The sequence below is a fragment of the Nocardioides sp. LML1-1-1.1 genome (assembly GCF_040676175.1).
Lineage (GTDB): Bacteria > Actinomycetota > Actinomycetes > Propionibacteriales > Nocardioidaceae > Nocardioides.
Genome location: NZ_JBEGHK010000010.1, coordinates 38,187 through 54,440, shown reverse-complemented (window position 1 = coordinate 54,440; position 16,254 = coordinate 38,187). Strand labels below are relative to the sequence as shown.

General features: G+C 68.0%; 17 protein-coding genes. 9 read left to right on the top strand and 8 right to left on the bottom strand.

Going from position 1 to position 16,254, the window contains the following annotated elements; translation table 11 throughout:
• Positions 1–564: 564 nt before the first annotated feature.
• The 7 genes from MRBLML1_RS23160 to MRBLML1_RS23130 all read right to left on the bottom strand — a co-directional run bounded on the left by MRBLML1_RS23160 (position 565) and on the right by MRBLML1_RS23130 (position 6,541).
• Positions 565–1,722 carry a TetR/AcrR family transcriptional regulator gene (locus tag MRBLML1_RS23160; protein WP_364520581.1) on the bottom strand — a complete coding sequence of 386 codons (1,158 nt, stop codon included), beginning with the start codon at positions 1,720–1,722 and terminating at the stop codon, positions 565–567.
• Positions 1,723–1,795: 73 nt separating this feature from the next.
• Positions 1,796–2,416 (bottom strand): PaaI family thioesterase, encoded by a 621-nt coding sequence (locus MRBLML1_RS23155; protein ID WP_364520579.1) that lies wholly within the window; start codon positions 2,414–2,416, stop codon positions 1,796–1,798.
• Positions 2,413–3,246, bottom strand: coding sequence for an enoyl-CoA hydratase (locus tag MRBLML1_RS23150; protein ID WP_364520577.1), 834 nt, complete (start codon positions 3,244–3,246; stop codon positions 2,413–2,415). The genes MRBLML1_RS23155 and MRBLML1_RS23150 overlap by 4 nt, the downstream gene beginning before the upstream one ends.
• 34 nt (positions 3,247–3,280) lie before the next feature.
• A complete protein-coding gene (locus MRBLML1_RS23145; RefSeq protein WP_364520575.1) occupies positions 3,281–4,444 on the bottom strand; it encodes an acyl-CoA dehydrogenase family protein in 1,164 nt (387 codons plus the stop codon).
• Entirely contained in the window at positions 4,441–4,887 is a 447-nt protein-coding gene (locus MRBLML1_RS23140) for a MaoC/PaaZ C-terminal domain-containing protein (protein WP_364520573.1), read from the bottom strand. The genes MRBLML1_RS23145 and MRBLML1_RS23140 overlap by 4 nt, the downstream gene beginning before the upstream one ends.
• A 9-nt stretch (positions 4,888–4,896) precedes the next feature.
• Positions 4,897–5,352 (bottom strand): MaoC family dehydratase N-terminal domain-containing protein, encoded by a 456-nt coding sequence (locus tag MRBLML1_RS23135; RefSeq protein WP_364520571.1) that lies wholly within the window; start codon positions 5,350–5,352, stop codon positions 4,897–4,899.
• 1 nt (position 5,353) lies between these two features.
• A complete protein-coding gene (locus tag MRBLML1_RS23130) occupies positions 5,354–6,541 on the bottom strand; it encodes a lipid-transfer protein (RefSeq protein ID WP_364520569.1) in 1,188 nt (395 codons plus the stop codon).
• A gap of 257 nt (positions 6,542–6,798) precedes the next feature.
• On the opposite strand from MRBLML1_RS23130, the gene MRBLML1_RS23125 reads away from it, so the two are divergent.
• The 9 genes from MRBLML1_RS23125 to MRBLML1_RS23085 all read left to right on the top strand — a co-directional run bounded on the left by MRBLML1_RS23125 (position 6,799) and on the right by MRBLML1_RS23085 (position 14,828).
• Positions 6,799–7,977, top strand: a complete 1,179-nt coding sequence (locus tag MRBLML1_RS23125) for a TIGR03617 family F420-dependent LLM class oxidoreductase (RefSeq protein WP_364520567.1) — start codon at positions 6,799–6,801, stop codon at positions 7,975–7,977.
• Positions 7,978–8,012: 35 nt separating this feature from the next.
• Positions 8,013–8,834, top strand: a complete 822-nt coding sequence (locus tag MRBLML1_RS23120; RefSeq protein ID WP_364520565.1) for an enoyl-CoA hydratase/isomerase family protein — start codon at positions 8,013–8,015, stop codon at positions 8,832–8,834.
• Between the two features lie 80 nt (positions 8,835–8,914).
• Complete coding sequence (locus MRBLML1_RS23115) at positions 8,915–10,129, top strand: acyl-CoA dehydrogenase family protein (RefSeq protein ID WP_364520563.1); 1,215 nt, start codon at positions 8,915–8,917, stop codon at positions 10,127–10,129.
• Positions 10,126–10,887 carry an SDR family NAD(P)-dependent oxidoreductase gene (locus MRBLML1_RS23110; protein ID WP_364520560.1) on the top strand — a complete coding sequence of 254 codons (762 nt, stop codon included), beginning with the start codon at positions 10,126–10,128 and terminating at the stop codon, positions 10,885–10,887. Before MRBLML1_RS23115 ends, MRBLML1_RS23110 begins: the two co-directional genes overlap by 4 nt.
• Positions 10,888–11,946, top strand: coding sequence for a phosphotransferase family protein (locus MRBLML1_RS23105; RefSeq protein WP_364520558.1), 1,059 nt, complete (start codon positions 10,888–10,890; stop codon positions 11,944–11,946). It begins immediately after the preceding gene.
• Between the two features lie 305 nt (positions 11,947–12,251).
• Positions 12,252–12,611 (top strand): protein NO VEIN domain-containing protein, encoded by a 360-nt coding sequence (locus MRBLML1_RS23100; RefSeq protein WP_364520593.1) that lies wholly within the window; start codon positions 12,252–12,254, stop codon positions 12,609–12,611.
• Entirely contained in the window at positions 12,605–13,333 is a 729-nt protein-coding gene (locus MRBLML1_RS23095) for a DUF429 domain-containing protein (protein WP_364520556.1), read from the top strand. The genes MRBLML1_RS23100 and MRBLML1_RS23095 overlap by 7 nt, the downstream gene beginning before the upstream one ends.
• 47 nt (positions 13,334–13,380) lie before the next feature.
• A complete protein-coding gene (locus tag MRBLML1_RS23090) occupies positions 13,381–13,707 on the top strand; it encodes a hypothetical protein (RefSeq protein ID WP_364520554.1) in 327 nt (108 codons plus the stop codon).
• A 50-nt stretch (positions 13,708–13,757) separates the two neighbouring features.
• The gene (locus tag MRBLML1_RS23085) at positions 13,758–14,828 is read left to right on the top strand and encodes a helix-turn-helix domain-containing protein (protein ID WP_364520591.1); all 1,071 of its coding nucleotides are present in this window, start codon (positions 13,758–13,760) and stop codon (positions 14,826–14,828) included.
• Between the two features lie 264 nt (positions 14,829–15,092).
• Here the strand turns inward: MRBLML1_RS23085 and MRBLML1_RS23080 are convergent, their stop codons facing one another.
• Complete coding sequence (locus MRBLML1_RS23080; protein WP_364520552.1) at positions 15,093–16,229, bottom strand: CaiB/BaiF CoA transferase family protein; 1,137 nt, start codon at positions 16,227–16,229, stop codon at positions 15,093–15,095.
• Positions 16,230–16,254 lie beyond the last annotated feature (25 nt).

Here is a 16,254-nt window from a genome sequence, read left to right as displayed (position 1 = left end):
AAGGCCATCGGTGGTTCTCCTTCAGTGCGTGACTTGGTCGTTTCACACCGAAGATCCCGCCGATGGCCGCCTACTTCACGCCACCACGCCGGTCCTCAAACCCCACCACTCCACGGGACTCTCCTCGTGCCCATGCCGGCAACCAGCGGCTCCACCAGCGGTGGGTCACCTACAACGCACGGAAGAAGAAGCACACCGTGGCGACCACTGCGATCGCGCGTGAGCTGGCCGGCTGGTGCTGGTCCCTAGCGATGCTGCCCGACTAACCGCCGACCCAGAGCTTCTGGCCCGGGACCGCCGACCCGTTGACAGCAACGTGCGGAGCCGACCCGCGTAAGGACTGTGAGCCACGAACTCGTTCGTGACGCTCGACCTCAGACACCAGCGGAGCGCTCCAGCCGAATCGCGGCACTGCGGTACCCAACCCGCGCATATCAGTCTGACCACGTGCGTCGACAGACCCGCTCGAGACCAGCTGGGGGTCCCCGCCAGAAACGAAGCGCCGCCACGACAACCAGCCGTGGCGGCGCTTCACCCTGCCCCTTGACAGCCAAGACCTACATATCAGTCCTCGTCGGCGCAGATCACGGCGAGGGCCAGGCGCTCCACGTTGACCGGGAAAGTCTCAAAGGACTCCACGTGTGGCGTGCGATGCAGATCGTTGACCATGACCAGCGCCAGCAGCACCCGCAGCCGTGCCTCTCTGCGCTCCAACGCGAGATTCGCTGCGAGCGCCAGCGAGGTCCACTCAGCGAGGTACTCCCGTTGCGAGTGCCCGATCCACTCGTCGAGGTCGGGCTCGCCGCTGAAGTCAGCCCGTGGCCGCGCCCAGGACGCTGCGAGCTGCACGTGTCCGGCGATCAACGACCGCAGCGCTTGCTTCGGACTGTCGGCGGACCGCAGCGCATTGTCGAGGTTGAGCCATAAGGCGTGGACGCCACGCTCGTGGACCGCCTTCAGCAGATCGGCCTTGTTCTCGAAGTAGCCGTAGAGGTTGGGGCCTGTGACGTCGACGGCAGCGCCGATCATCGACATCGAGGTCTCCCGGAAGCCGCGCTCGGCGAAGAGGTCGACCGCCGCGAGCAGCAACCGCTCCCTCGTGGAGACCGGGCTGAGCACAGCTGGCCGCGGGGCCACCGGTTGCCCGGTCGGCACCAGTTGGGCGTGCGCCAGTGCGAGCGCCGCACGGCGCACCACCGGACGCCGGTGGACAGCCGCCGTCGAAGTGATCCCGCCGCCCAGGAAGGCCAGGCTGGACTGGATCGCCCAGACGATAAGCTCCTCCTGGCCCTCATCGAGGTCGTCGCGCTCACGCCGGATGGACGGCAGGAATGCATGCGCCCAGTCACGCATCCGACGCCGCAGATCGTCGCGGGCGGCGTCCGGCAGGTAGATCGATTCGCGCGCCCACAGGTCCGAGAGGTGTGGGACACTGCTGAGCATCTCGAGGGCTTGGTCGATCGCCTGCTCGAGGCGGTCGGCGGTGACCGGCACGTCGAGGTAGCCGAAGCTGGCCCTCATGACCTCTTCAAGCAGCACGCTCTTGTTGGCGAAGTGACGGTAGAGCGCACCGGCGGTGATGCCGAGCCCCTCCGCGATGTCGGCCATCGAGACATTCGGGTACCCGCGCGCGACGAAAAGCTCCCTCGCATGAGCAAGGATCTGCTCCTTGCGATCCTTGGGCCGGCGACGCGGCGCACCTACGGCCGACTCGGCTGTCACTCGTGCCCCCTTCTACCGCCAGATACCGCCGATTGTTTCTAGCACATGCGACCGTCCGCACATGCTCAGCCTGTCACGGTTGGCCCGCCCTCAGTTCCACGAAGAGTCCCTCGGCATCGACGCACAGGACACCGCGGTGGTGGAGTGACCCGCGGATGAACCGCTTGCGGCCTTCCTCGCGCTCGTACCAGCCCCGCGCAACGAGATCGACGCCGACAGGAGTGATCGACCGGAAGTCGGTCCTGAGGTACGCGGTGCGGCTGGGGACCCGCCCGCCGGCGAACGAGATGTGACCCAGAAGCTCGTCGAAAAGCAGAGGGATCGCTCCGCCGTGCACCGCGCCGTTTTCGCCCATGTAGAACTCGCCGAACCGGACCGTCGCCTCGATGTGCGAGTGTCCCTGCTCCGTGATCTCGATGTCCGGCACCAGAGCCTGGCCGCGGTTCCTCGAACCCGACCACCGGCCGTAGGGCCGCTGGGACACCGGGACCGCGTGCGCGGCGAGCCGACGCGACAGCTCGCCCAGCGCGCGTTCGACTTCGGCGATGTCGTTGGGTCCGGTCCGCGCCGCCGCCAGATTGTCGAGGAAGGAGCGCAGGCTGCCGATCATCGAGCTGTATGCCGCGGCTTCCTCGGGCGGTCCGGGCGGCTCCTCGCGAAGGCGGAGTGCGGTGATGCCGTCGATGTCGGTCACGGGTGCCGCGACTCGTTGCGGATTGTGTCTCGGCCCGCGGTGATCGCGAGCTCGCCGTGGCGTGCCAGCGCCGAGGCATGGCCCAGGTTGTGCAAGGCGAGCGCCGACTCTAGGGCGATGGACTGCCCCTGCGCGTCAAGGGTGCGGTTGACGCTCTCCTTGGCCAGTCGGAGCCCGAAGGAGGGTCGCTGCGAGATCTTCACCGCGAGCTCGAGCGCGAACTTCTCAAGTCGGTCGCGTGCTACCACGTGGTTGACCATGCCGAGCCGGTACGCCTCCTGGGCGCTCAGCGACTCGCCGGTGAAGAGCATCTCGCGCGCCTTGCGGTGCCCGACCTCCCAGACATGGGTGAAGTACTCCACGCCGTTGACCCCGAACGCCGTCACGGGATCAGCGAACGTCGCCTCCTCCGAAGCCACGATGATGTCCATCGGCCACAGCAGCATCAGTCCGGCCGCGATCGAGCGTCCGTGCGCTGCGGCGATGGTCGGCTTCGGGATGTCGCGCCACCGGCGCGACAACCCCATGTACGCGTCGCATTCGAACGCGTAGTGCGCCTCGGCCATCCCGACGTCGAGGTGACCACCCATCGTCGCGACCGGACGGTTGCCCGGCACGGTGAACTCATCGGACAGGTCGTGTCCCGACGAGAAGTCGGTTCCGTCCGCCGCGAGGATGATCACCTTGACGTCCGACTCGTTCGAAGCCGTCAGAAATGCCTCGTCGAGCTCGTAGAGCAAGCCGGGGTTCTGGGCGTTCTTCTTCTCGGGGCGAGCAAGCACGATCCGGGCCACGCCCTCGGCCGGGTTCTCCCGCCGGATGTATGACATCAGTGCGTCCGTTCTGTCAGATCTCGGGCGGAGGTCACAGGGACCGGGACACGACGTCCTTCATCGTCTCGTTCGAGCCGGCGAAGACCTTGGAGATCCGCGCGTCCTCATACATCCTCGCGATCGGATACTCACGCATGTAGCCGTAACCACCGAAGATCTGAACGCAGCGGTCGACGACCGTCACGTAGTTCTCACTGGCCCACCACTTGAGCATCGCCGCGCTCGTGCCATCGAGGAACCCGTCAAGGTGCCGCTGGATGCAGGAGTCGACGAAGACCCGCTGCACGTGGGCCACCGTGGCACACTCGGCCAGCACGAACTTGGTGTTCTGCAGGTCCCAGAGCCGTTGCCCGAACATCTCGCGGGTCTTCGCGTACTCGGTCGTCAGGCCGATCGCGCGCTCGATGGACGCCGTCGACGAGACGCCAAGGATCAGCCGCTCCTGGGCAAGCTGGGTCATGAGCTGGCCGAAACCCTGCCCCTCGACGCCGCCCAGAAGGTTGTCGACCGGCACCCGCGCGTCCTCGTAGAACAGCTCGGACGTGTCGGCGCCGTGCTGGCCCACCTTGTCCAGGATGCGGCCGCGGATGAATCCCTCGGTCTGGTCAGCCTCGACACCGAGCAACGATATGCCCTTGGCGCCAGCCTCCGGGTCGGTCTTCACCACCGTGATGATCAGATCGGCCATCCGGCCGTTGGAGATGAAGATCTTCGACCCGTTGATCACGTACTCGCCACCCTCGCGCACGGCACGGGTCCGGACGGTCTTGAGGTCCGAGCCGGCGCCGGGCTCGGTCATGGCGACCGCGGCGATCCACTCGCCGGAGGCCATCTTCGGCAGCCAGCGGAGCTTTTGCTCCTCGGTGCCGTAGGCCAGGATGTAGTGGGCAACGATTCCGCTGTGAACGCCCGCGCCCCAGGCGGTGTCGCCATGTTTGGCCTGCGCCTCGAAGACCGCGAGGTCATGGGCGAACGAGCCACCCCCGCCGCCATACTCCTCGGGGATCGAGCAGCACAGCAGTCCGAGCTCGCCGGCCTTCAACCAGACGTCGCGGTCGACGTACTGCTGCTGTTCCCAACGCTCGCGGTTCGCTGTGATCTCGGTGGCCACAAACTTGTCGGCGGTCTCAGACAGGGCAAGGACCGACTCGTCCTTCCACGCCGAGACGTAGCTCGAGGTTGCTCCTGCATTCATGCGTCCGTACCTCCAACTGTTCCGTCGAGAGCGACGACCGCGTGGCCCTCAAGTGTCCTGGTGCCGTCGGCAAGCCTGACCGCGACCGACAGGTCGGCCAGACGCTCACCGCTCGAGTCGTCGATTGAGTCGACCTTCACGTAACAGGTCGGCTGCGCGTGGAGCGGCGTGATCGAGGTGAAGCGGACGCCGAATTTGCGCACCTGCTCCTGCGGCACGATGTTCGTGACTGCCCGGGCGAGATAGGCCATCGAGAGCATGCCCTGGGCGAAAACGTCGTCAAGACCAGCGGACTTGGCGACGTCGATGTCGATGTGGATCGGGTTGTGATCCCCCGAAGCGCCGGCAAACAGCGCGAGCGTCGTTCGGGAGATGGGGTCGATCGCGAGAGGCTCGAACTCGTGACCAACCTCCCATGCGGTGGCAGTCGTGGTGGTTGTCAAGGTGTCCCCCTAGGTGAGGTTCAGCTGGCGGATGACGGTCGTGCTCACGGCTTCTGCGACGACCTCACCGTCCTGGTTCGTGACGGTGGTCGTTCGGACGAGGAACTCCAGCGCCCCGCCCCTCTTCTCGTAGATGTCGGTGACCCTCGATCGGGTGGTCAGTTCGTCGCCGGCGTAGGCCATACGGTGGAACTTGAACTCCTGCTCGCCGTGGAGGATCGAGCGCAGGTCGATGCCGATCGTCTGCAGCCACCTGAACGGGTCGGGGTGCTCGAGGTCGATGGCCGTGAAGAAGGTCGGAGGCACGGGCAGGTCACGGTGACCCGCCTGCTTGGCGGCAGCGAGATCCACGTAGACGGGATCCTCCTGACCGGTGGCCTTGGCGAAGAACCGCAGCCGGCTCCGGGAGACGCTCATCGTCTCGCCGACGGTCTCGGTTCCGATGAGTCCGCGATCGAGCGCCATGTCAGCCGTCCACCTTCTCGTAGAGCGTGACGACGCAGGCGCCGCCGAGACCGAGGTTGTGCTGGAGCGCGAGCTTCGCGCCGTGCACCTGACGGGCATCGGCGGTTCCGCGCAACTGCCACACCAGCTCGGCACACTGTGCCAATCCAGTCGCCCCGAGCGGGTGGCCCTTGGACAGCAGCCCGCCGGAGGGGTTCGTGACGACCCGGCCGCCGTACGTGTTCTCACCGTCAAGGACGAACTTCTCCGCGGTACCCGCCGGAGTGAGGCCGAGCGCTTCGTAGGTAAGGAACTCGTTGGTCGAGAAGCAGTCGTGCAGCTCGACAACGGGGATGTCCTCCGGGCCGACGCCAGCCTTCTCATACACCTGATTGGCCGCCGCGGCCGCCATGTCATAGCCGATCACCTTCCGCATGTCCTTGTCGTCGAAGGTCGAGGCGAAATCGGTGGCCATCGCCTGGGCCTTGATGACGACAGTCGCATCGAGGCCATGTGCGATGGCGTACTCGCGGCTCATCACGACCGCCGCGGCCGCGCCGCAGGTCGGCGGGCAACACTGCAGGCGAGTGAGCGGACCCCAGATGGTCGGCGAGTTGAGAACGTCGTCGAGGGTGATCGGGGTACGGAACACGGCGTAGGGGTTGTTGGCGGCGTGCCTGCGCGCCTTCACCGAGATGTGGGCGAAGACCGCCGGGTCGATCCCGTACTCGTCGACGTAGGCCTGACCACCGCCCCCGAAAAGCTGCACGGCGCTCGGTGCGACCGGGTCGAACTCCTGGACGGACTCCATGACCTCCTGGTGCCGGAACGTCGGCGGAGTGCGGTCAGGGAAGGCCGCGGTGAGCGCGCCGGGCACCATCTGCTCGAATCCGAGAGCGAGCGCGATGTCGACCATGCCGGACTCCACGGCCTGGCGCGCCAGATAGAGCGCTGACGAGCCGGTCGAGCAGTTGTTGTGAACGTTGACGATCGGGATGCCGGTCAGCCCGACTCCATAAAGAGCAGCCTGACCGCAGGTTGAGTCACCATATACATACCCGACGAATGCCTGCTGCACATCCTCATAGCGCACCCGGGCGTCGTCAAGCGCGAGGCGGGCGGCGCTGGCCCCCATCACCTCATACGATTCGCTCTGTCCCGGCTTGGAGAACGGAATCATCCCCACTCCAGCCACTACCACGTCCGCCATGTCCCACACGCCTCTCCAACTGGGTTGCTTGATACCTCGACCTTACTCGCGATTCACTTCATGTCAAGAAGGGCAATCCGCCTCTCTCTATGGCGACCGCATGGGGCGTGCGATCCGTGAAGAGGCGAGTTTCGAGACGGTCGGCTCAGCCCGGCCGCCGTCCGCGGGCCGAACCCAGTCGCAGGCGTTCCGCGCGAGGGTCTGCCACACTAATCCCCAACGCCCTCCCGAATCGCCTGAATACTCATCTACTTCGCGTGGAGCGGATCGCGCTCGACAGACGGGAGCCTGGGCTGCGCGCGGCGGAAAGTCGGCGCTCCTCGTGGCATCAGTGCCAACCGACGGCCATGCATGTGGCTTACTTGCTATTGACTTTAGGTGAAGCGGCGGCCAGTCTGCTGACCATGCTCGTCAAAGGTCCCGACTCGCCGATCATCGACGTTGGCCTCCATGGTCCGCTTGACACGCTCCGCGGCGCGGCTGCCCAGGTCGAGGCCGCCGGCGGCAGCGGGATCTTCGTCTCCGAGGCCAAGCACGACGCATTCGTGCCGCTCACTGCAGTAGCAGAGCGCACCCGGGACATCACGATCGGCACCGCGGTCGCCATCGCCTTCGCCAGGACCCCGATGTCACTGGCCTACGCCGCCCACGATCTCCAGCAGCTCAGCGGAGGGCGCCTGGTGCTGGGGCTCGGCACGCAGATCGAGCCCCACATCGTGCGCCGCTTCGGCATGCCGTGGTCACGGCCGGCGGCCCGCATGAAGGAGTATGTCGCGGCGCTCCACGCGATCTGGGACTCCTGGCAGGAGGGCACCCGGCTCGACTTTCGCGGCGACTTCTACACCCACACCCTGATGCCGGAGGCGTTCTCGCCCGGCCCGCTCGACGTTGCCCGGCCGCCCGTCTGGCTCGCGGGCGTCGGGCCCCGGATGGTCGACGTCGCGGCCGAGGCCGGGGACGGCCTGTTCATCCACCCCATGACATCGATCGCCTACCGCACTGAAGTGATGCTGCCGGCGGTCGCGGGAGCCCGAGCCCGAGCCGGGCGGACCGCGCCGTTCACGATCGCGGCGATGGTCATGGTCGCGACCGGGGAGACCGAGGAGGCGCTAGCCGCGGCGGTCGCCGCGACCCGTCGACAGATCGCCTTCTACGCCTCCACACCGGCCTACCTCCCCGTCCTCGCCCACCACGGCTGGGAGGGCCTGCACGACGCCGCGAACGCAGGCATGCGCGAGGGTCGCTATGCCACGCTCGGCGACCTCGTCGACGACGACGTGCTGCACGCCTTCGCCGTGGTCGGGGATCCGCGGCAGATCGCCGACCAGCTCCCGTCTCGCTGCGCCGGCGTCGACCGGCTCACCATGACGATGCCCTCCCAGGACGCCGACGCGACGAACCTCGCGCTCGCCGTCCTCAGCAGCTCCCGAACCTGACCCGCACCTGACCTCCTGCTACCGAAAGGCCGACGATGGACGAGATGACCCTTGCCGCGGCATCCTTCGAGCACCTCCTCATCGAGGAGGTCGACGGCGGGATCGTCGTGGTGACGCTCGATCGTCCAGACAAGCTCAACGCGCTGCACCAGGGCCTATGGGACGAGCTCGACCTCATGTGCGCCGTCGTCGAGGACGACCCTTCGGTGCGTGTGGTCATCCTTACCGGCGCCGGACGCGGCTTCTGTGCCGGTGCAGACCTCAGCGCTATCACAGCCCTACCTGACACCCACGTCACCACCTTCATGCGCTTCCAGGAGAGCGGCGCGAAGGTCATCGCACGAGTCAAGCGACTACCCGTGCCCGTGATTGCCGCGGTCAACGGCGCGGCTGCCGGAGGAGGACTTGCCCTGGCCTTGGCGGCCGACGTCCGCATCGCATCACAGCAGGCACGCTTCAACGTCGCGTTCATCCGCTTGGGCATCAGTGGCTGCGATGTCGGCGTCTCCTGGCTGCTGCCCCGCGTCGTCGGCCTGGGGCATGCCTCAGAGCTGATGCTCACCGGCCGCCTCATCGACGCCGACGAGGCGGCACGCATCGGCCTGGCCAACCGGGTCGTCGAGGCCGACGAACTGCTGCCCGCAGCTCGCGCGCTCGCCACCGAGATGGCCGCCAACAGCCCCTTCGCCCTACAACTCACCAAGGAGGGACTCCAGGTGAACATCGACGCCGGCTCGATCGAGGCCGCGATCGCCCTGGAGAACCGCAACCAGGTGCTCGCCTCGCGCACCGAGGACGCCCGGATCGCGATGCGCGCCTTCGTCACCAAGACCGCTCCGGTGTTCACCGGGCGCTGACCTCCGAGCCCATCTCACGAAGGAGATAGATCATGTGGTCGTTCCACACCGACCCGGAATTCTCAAAGAAGCTGGACTGGATGCGTGAGTTCGTGGATCACGAGGTGCTCTCGCTCGAAGTCCTCCAGCCCGGGAGCACGGAGTTCATTGCGCGTGTCGCGGCCAACCAGCGCGAGGTCAAGGCGCAGGGACTGTGGGCCGCGCACCTCGACCCCGAGCTGGGCGGCCAAGGCTTCGGTCAGGTCAAGCTCGGCCTCATGCACGAGATCAGTGGACGCTCCCTCTACGGAGCGGTCTGTTTCGGCAGCCAGGCCCCCGACTCCGGCAACAGCGAGATCCTCGCCAGACACGCGACGCCCGCCCAGCGCGAGCGCTACCTCTACCCACTGCTCACCGGCGAGAAGCGGTCGGCGTACGTGATGACGGAGCAAGCGGCAGGCGCCGACCCGACGCTCCTGACCACGCGCGCAGAGAAGACCGCTGACGGCTGGGTGCTCAACGGCGAGAAATGGTTCATCACCAACGCCGGCCTGGCCGACTTCTTCATCGTCATGGCGGTGAGCGACCCCAACGCGAACCGGCACGAGCGGGCCTCGCAGTTCCTCGTCGATGCCGGCACGGCGGGCTTCACGATCGTCCGGGAGATCCCCTCGCTCGACCATCATCGCGCCGACCCGCGCGGCGAGGACCTGCACTACGAGGTGCGACTCACCGACGTCCACCTACCCGACGACGCCCTGCTCGGCCCCCGCGGCAGCGGGTTCCGGATCGCCCAGGAGCGGCTCGGACCCGGCCGCATCCACCATTGCATGCGCTGGATCGGGCAGGCCTCCCGCGCGCTCGACATGCTCTGCGAGCGAGCCACCTACCGACACATCCACGGCTCGGTGCTCGCTGAGAAGCAGACCATCCAGAACTGGATCGCCGACTCCTGGACCGAACTCAACGCCGCGCGGCTGCTCACGCTCCAGGCCGCCTGGAAGATCGACCACGAAGGCGTCGCCGCCGCGCGCACCGAGATCAGCGCGATCAAGTTCTACGTCGCCAAGGTGCTGCACGACGTCATCGACCGGGCGCTCCAGGCGCACGGCGCCCTCGGCTACTCCGACGACCTCCCGCTAGCCGACATGTACCGACGTGCGCGGGCCGCGCGCATCTACGACGGCCCTGACGAAGTGCACCGAGTCGTCGTGGCCAGGCAGGTGATGAAGGGGTATGCCCCGCCACCGGACGGCGTGCCCTCCGAGCACGTGCCCACCCGGGAGCGCGCCGTCACGACAGTGAGGCAGTCATGATCCTCGACGGCGGATCGGTGCTCGTCACCGGTGGTGCCTCAGGCCTAGGCGCGGCGACGGTGCGCGAGTTCCTCGGCAAGGGCGCGACCGTGGTGGTCGCCGACCTCCCGTCCGCCCGGGCCAAAGCCGAGGCGCAGTTCGGCGACGCCGTCCGGTTCCTCCCGGTCGACGTCTGCATCGAGGAGCAGGTCGTTCACGCCGTTGAAGTCGCCGTCGAGTGCGGCCCTCTGCGGGTGGTGGCGTCGTGTGCAGGGATCCCCGACCAGCATCGGCTCCTCGGCTCGCGGGGAACCCTCGACCTCTCGATCGCGCGGCGCGTGATGGAGGTCAACTTCCTCGGCACGGTGTCGGTCCTGGCCCATGCCGCGGCCGCCATGCAGCACAACGAGCCGGCACCCGAGGAGCGCGGACTCATCGTGCTTGTCGCCTCCATCGCCGGTCTCGACAGCGCCTCGGTGGCCTACGGCGGCTCGAAGGCAGCCGTCGCCGGCATCACCCTCGCGGCCGCGCGCGAGCTGGCGACCAGGGCGGTGCGGGTGGTGACCATCGCACCCGGTCTTTTTGAGACGGCAATGACCGCGGAGATGAGCGACGGCGTACGCCGCGACACCGAGCTGCCCGTCCATCTCGACCGGTTCGGCCAGCCCGAGGAGTTCGCCGCCCTGGTCCGTCACCTCGCGGACAACACGATGATCAACGGCGAGACGATCCGGCTCGACGGCGCCCAGCGCCTCATGATGCCGACTGGGCGGTCGTAGATGAGTGGGTCCGAAGTTGCGAGCCGCGAAGCGACGGATCGCCCACCACCGGCCGGGGTCGACGTGGTCGCCGGCCAACTCCTGGCCTGGGCCCACGACGTCTACGGCACAGCTGCCGATGTCCTCGACGTGCACCCGATGCCCGGGCACTCCGGCTATAGCTTCGGCTTCACCCTGTGTCACGATGCGGCGGACGAGCGGCTCGTGATCCGCATGCCACCGCCCGGCACCAAGCAGCGCCGCAACACCGACGTCCTGCGCCAGTCGCGGGTGATGAAGGCAATGGCCGCCAGCGGCGTCCCCGTGCCCGAGATCCGCCACGAAGGAGACGGGGAGCGGTGGTTCGGCTCGCCCTACTTCATGGCCAGCCACGTGCACGGCCGCTCGACCTCCCTGTTCCGCGCAGGTATCGCCGAACACGAGACCGGCGAGGGACTGGCACCGGTATTCCGGTCGGCCATGGAGTCGCTGGCTGCCATCCACTCGGTCGACTGGCAGCGACTCCTCGACGGCTGGGCGCAGCCGACCACGCTGGAGCAGGAGATCGCCGCCTGGCAGCCGACGCTCCACAAGAGCACCAACCAGACCTGGATCGACGAGGGGGTCGCCCTCGCCGGCCGGCTTCACGACACCAGACCGCCCGAGGGTGCGTATTCCGTCGTTCACGGCGACTACTACTCCAACAACTGGCTCTTCGACGACGGCGCCGTGACCGCCGTCGTCGACTGGGAGATCGCCGGCATCGCCGCCCCAGCCCTCGACGTCGCCTGGGTCGCGATGTTCTACGACGACGAGTGCTGGGGTCCGCGCCTGCACCGGTGGCCTTCCTGGTGGCCCGACCCCGACGTGCTCGTCACGCAATACAGCGCGGCAATCGGCGCAGAACCGGCGAACTACAACTGGATGCGCGCCCTGGCGAACTACCGGTTCGGCTGCATCATCGCTCGCGCCTACGAACTGCACCTGACAGGAAAGATCAACGAGCCGGCGTGGGAGATCAACGCCGAGGCCCTCCCCCGGATGTTCGCCCAAGCGCGTCGACTACTGTCGCGCGGCTGAATTTCGTTGACCGGTGGCGTGGGCGGGCCTCTTAGGCTGATCGCCTGCAGCAGCCGGGCGGCCTTCCACTCGGTCTCGGCCAACCTCCTCGGCCAACCTCCTTGGCCACGTCACTGGCCACGGTGATCCCGCCGCCAGTGCCGAGGACGTGGTCGTCACGGGCCCGTGGTCAGCGTGCGGATCACGATGCCGAGGGTCGGCGCGGCCGTCGCCCACCCCGGTGACCCGCGAGAAATCGAGCACCGTCGGCCGTCGGAGGATGGGGAGCCGGGTTCGGCGACCCGGCCACGAACCGCAAGGTCGAGCTGGCCGCCGAGACCGCGGTTCAACACCACTACGAGACGGCAGGGTGGGCAGTCACTCGCGTCGCCCACCTCAAGTGCGGCTGGGACCTCACCGCGACGCGCGACGACGAGGAACGCCATCTCGAGGTCAAAGGCGTGTCCAGCTCCATGCCCTCGGTCCTTCTTGCCCGCAACGAGCTGCGCAGAGCCGAGACCGATTCGGCCTGGTTGCTGGCCGTGGTGACCAACGCGCTGACCGACTCGCCCACGCTGACCGAGTTCGACCGGGAGACGGTGGCCGCGGCTGCCGACCCGACCGTCTGCCGCGTCAACCTCGCTCTCTCATGTCCCGCAGCGTGGCGACACGATCCCGCATGCTGACCGCCGGCATCGACCTGTCGGCCGATCCGAAGAAGACGGGAGTCGCCACCCTCGAGTGGGCGGGCGACCGCGCCACCGTCACAGCTATCGAGGTCGGCGGGCATTCCGATGCCGACCTGGCAGATCTGAACCAGGTCGTCGACAAGGCCGGGATCGACTGCCCACTTGGCTGGCCGAGCGCCTTCGTCGACTACCTCATCGCGCATCGCGCCGGCGGCCACGACCTGGTCGTCCCCCCGACCCGGCATCCACTGACCAACCGCGCCACCGACCTACATCTGCGGCAGTCGGTGCGGCTGCAGCCGCTGAGCGTGTCGGCCGACCGGATCGGTGCCGCGGCGTTGCGGTGCGCGGCCATCCTGTCCGGGCTCACCCGCAAGGGCATCGAGATCGACAGAACCGGCCGCGCCGGTCCCGTGGTCGAGGTCTACCCCGCGGCCGCACTCAAGCTTTGGGGTCTCCCCCACCAGGGGTACAAGGGCCGCGAGACGGCCAACACACGCCGGCGCGCAGAGCTGGTCCAGCTGATCGGCAGAGTGCTGCCCTGGCTCCACCTGGGCGCGTACGCCGAGCTCTGCATCGAGACCGACGATGCCCTCGACGCGGTGCTCTGCGCGGCGATCGCCGGCCTGGCGCACCGAGGGGAGACCGACCAGGTCCCCACGGAGCACCTCGCGGCAGCGGCGGCCGAAGGTTGGATTGGATTGCCGGTCCGGCACTGACCCTGTGGAGAGCACACCCCACAACATGAGTCAAGTATTCTTGACGCATGACTCGACCCAACAGCCCAAAGGCGCCCGGCTACCTTCCCAGCCATTCGCGCGTGCAGTTCCGGGCGCGTCGAACTGACCTCGAGCGCGCCGACGCGATCGAGCAGGCCGTGCACACAGCGCGAGCCGAGCTGGCGCGCGCCCAGGATGCCCGCGATGCCGGCGCGCAGCTCGAGCACCTCACGGCCGCGATCGTGCAGCTGGTGGACGCCCAAGCGACTGCGGTCGCTCAACTGCGCGCCGACAGCGTCCCCTGGACCCGGATCGGCGATGCCCTGGGGTTGACCAAACAGGCGGCCCAGAGCCGGTTCGGCAAGAGTTCTTGACGCTCGGGCCGTGGCACGTCTGGACAGGAAGTGAAGGCCGGACCTGCCAGGTGGGGGCAAGATCTCGCCATGGATGTTCGCCTGGTCGCCCTCAGCCGATCTGTCGAGTCCGCCGAGCTCGGCCGGCGGTTCCGCGCGGCAGGGTCGCGGCCGGGATGACGCAAGCCCAGGTGGCCGGCGAGGACGTCACCGGGGCGTACGTCTCGCGGATCGAGAGCGGTGGGCGCCGCCCAGACGTGCACCTCCTTGAGCGGATGGCAGGACGGCTGCGCATCCGGCTCGAGGACCTGGTGGCGGACGTCTTGCCAGCCGAGAAGGCGGCACTGGAGCTCGCCCTGGGAGACGCCGAGGTGGCCCTGCGACGCGGCGAGGCACGCCAGGCGCTCGAGCTCGTCGACGAGGTCATCTTCAACCCCGTCACCAACCGCGCCGATGCGGCGGTCCTGCGGCGGGCCCACTGGGTCCGTGCACCGGCCCTGGCAGCCTGCGGGGTCGTCTCGGGGGCGACCGCGATCCTGGAGGACCTCTCGGCCACCTCACCGGAACGGCCCGAGGCAGAGAACCTTACGATCCTGGCCACGCTCGCTCAGTGCTACCTCGCCACCGGAGTCCTCGAGCAAGCACAGAGGATCGCGACGAGGGCCGCCGAGATTGAGGCCGTGGATGGCCCCACTGGTCACGGTCAGGGACACGTCGTCGAGCGCCTTGGTCGCGCCGTAGGTCTTGCAGACACCCTCCGCGGCCAGGGCTACCGTCGCGGCCCCGAAGGGGCCGCGAGGTCGGGCGTCACCGGGACGGTGGTCACGAACCTGCCAGATCGTCGTGTAGCGCTCCTTGAAGTCCGTGATCGGAGCGGTGTCGGAGCAGCTGGGGACGCCGTGGTCGCGGTCGTAGACCTGCACGCCCACCCCACCGGGAACGCCCTTCTCGCCCGCAAGGAACCTGCTCAGCAGGTCGGCGGCCGCCCACGTCTCGTAGACGTAGTCGATTCCGAATCCGGCGTCCTGGCCCTGGTCGTCGCGAATGAGGTCGTTGTAGGCCGGGAATCCGGTGCCCGCGATCACCTCGAGCTGTTCGATCGTCCGGAGCTGCGAACGGCGGCGGCGCCGCCCCCGTCATGAGGTCGTCGTACGAGAACGCGACGGCGTTGGCGTCCGCGTTGCGGAGCAGAGTCTGCTCGACCTTCGTCTGCAGCTCGGGGCCGAGGAGCGCCGCGGAGGACTGAACCGTCTGCACGATCTCGCAAGGTGTTACAGGTCTTCATCTCCTCGACGAATCCGTCATGGAGCGCTGTAGTCACAATCACCTGCATCGTCACGCCGGAGCGCATCTACAACGAGTGACCTGAAACACTGGGCGGCGGGGAGCAGCCGGTTTGCTTCTTCCTACCTCACCCGGTCGGCGACCCAGGTGTTGGCCTGGGACTCCGGAATCCCCCAGTCCAGAAGTGTTCGCAGCGGGTCGCGCCCACCAGCGTCGATCGGGCCGGGCTCGGCCACCGCGCTGCGGCTGAACCGCGGCGCGGGTGCGGGCTGCACTAGACCGTCGACCTCAACGAACGACCGTCGCTCGCGGTGGTGGACGTGCTCGTGTGCCTCCCACGGCGAGAGCACCGGCGTCACGCAGGCATCGGTGCCCTCGAAGTCCTTGGCCCACTGATCCCTGGAGCGTTCCTTGAACCGGGCGGCGACCACGGTCCTGGTCCGTTCCCACCCGCGCGGGTCGAGCTGGAAGTCGAGACCCTCGGACTCCTCATCGACACCAAGGACCTTGAGGAACCGCTGGTAGAACGGCGGCTCGACGCAGCCCACCGCGACGTACCGGCCGTCGGCGCACTCATAGGTGTCGTAGAAGGGAGCGCCCCCGTCGAGGAAGTTGGTACCGCGTTCACCGTCCCACATGCCAGCCGCGCGCATGCCATGAATGAATGTCATCAGCAGGCTGGCGCCGTCGGCCATCGCCGCGTCGACCACCTCGCCGCGACCAGAGGTGGCGCGCTCGTGCAGGGCCGCGAGAATGCCGACGACGAGGAGCATTCCACCGCCGGCGAAGTCCCCGAGCAGGTTGAGCGGTGCGTGCGGACGCTCGCCTGCCCGGCCGATGGGCTCCAGAGCACCGGACAGCGCGATGTAGTTGATGTCGTGGCCAGCGCTCGGCGCCAGCGGGCCGTCCTGACCCCAGCCGGTCATCCGGCCGTAGACGAGTCGGGGGTTCTGTTCGAGAAGCTCCTCGGGTCCGAAGCCGAGCCGCTCGGCGACCCCCGGCCGGAAGCCCTCGACGAAGACGTCGGCCGACTCGGTCACTGAGCGCAGCACCTCCACGCCTTCCGGAGACTTCAGGTCGAGCCCCAGCGTCCGGCGCCCGCGGTCCAGCGGGCCGGCCGGGGCGACGTAGGCGGCCCCGACGGCCGCTCGATCGATCCTCAGTACCTCGGCCCCGAGGTCGGCGAGGATCATGCACGCGAAGGGGGCGGGGGCGAGCCCGGCCACCTCGACGACCTTCAGTCCGGTCAGCGGTCCCATCGAATGATCACTCCTTGGTTGCTCA

Excerpts from the sequence above, each read along its gene's own strand:
- MRBLML1_RS23110 (WP_364520560.1), top strand. The coding sequence starts at position 10,126 with ATGATCCTCGACGGCGGATCGGTGCTCGTCACCGGTGGTGCCTCAGGC.
- MRBLML1_RS23120 (WP_364520565.1), top strand. The coding sequence starts at position 8,013 with ATGGACGAGATGACCCTTGCCGCGGCATCCTTCGAGCACCTCCTCATC.
- MRBLML1_RS23105 (WP_364520558.1), top strand. The coding sequence starts at position 10,888 with ATGAGTGGGTCCGAAGTTGCGAGCCGCGAAGCGACGGATCGCCCACCA.
- MRBLML1_RS23115 (WP_364520563.1), top strand. The coding sequence starts at position 8,915 with ATGCGTGAGTTCGTGGATCACGAGGTGCTCTCGCTCGAAGTCCTCCAG.
- MRBLML1_RS23145 (WP_364520575.1), bottom strand. The coding sequence starts at position 4,444 with ATGAATGCAGGAGCAACCTCGAGCTACGTCTCGGCGTGGAAGGACGAG.
- MRBLML1_RS23090 (WP_364520554.1), top strand. The coding sequence starts at position 13,381 with ATGACTCGACCCAACAGCCCAAAGGCGCCCGGCTACCTTCCCAGCCAT.
- MRBLML1_RS23135 (WP_364520571.1), bottom strand. The coding sequence starts at position 5,352 with ATGGCGCTCGATCGCGGACTCATCGGAACCGAGACCGTCGGCGAGACG.
- MRBLML1_RS23150 (WP_364520577.1), bottom strand. The coding sequence starts at position 3,246 with ATGTCATACATCCGGCGGGAGAACCCGGCCGAGGGCGTGGCCCGGATC.
- MRBLML1_RS23095 (WP_364520556.1), top strand. The coding sequence starts at position 12,605 with ATGCTGACCGCCGGCATCGACCTGTCGGCCGATCCGAAGAAGACGGGA.
- MRBLML1_RS23130 (WP_364520569.1), bottom strand. The coding sequence starts at position 6,541 with ATGGCGGACGTGGTAGTGGCTGGAGTGGGGATGATTCCGTTCTCCAAG.
- MRBLML1_RS23080 (WP_364520552.1), bottom strand. The coding sequence starts at position 16,229 with ATGGGACCGCTGACCGGACTGAAGGTCGTCGAGGTGGCCGGGCTCGCC.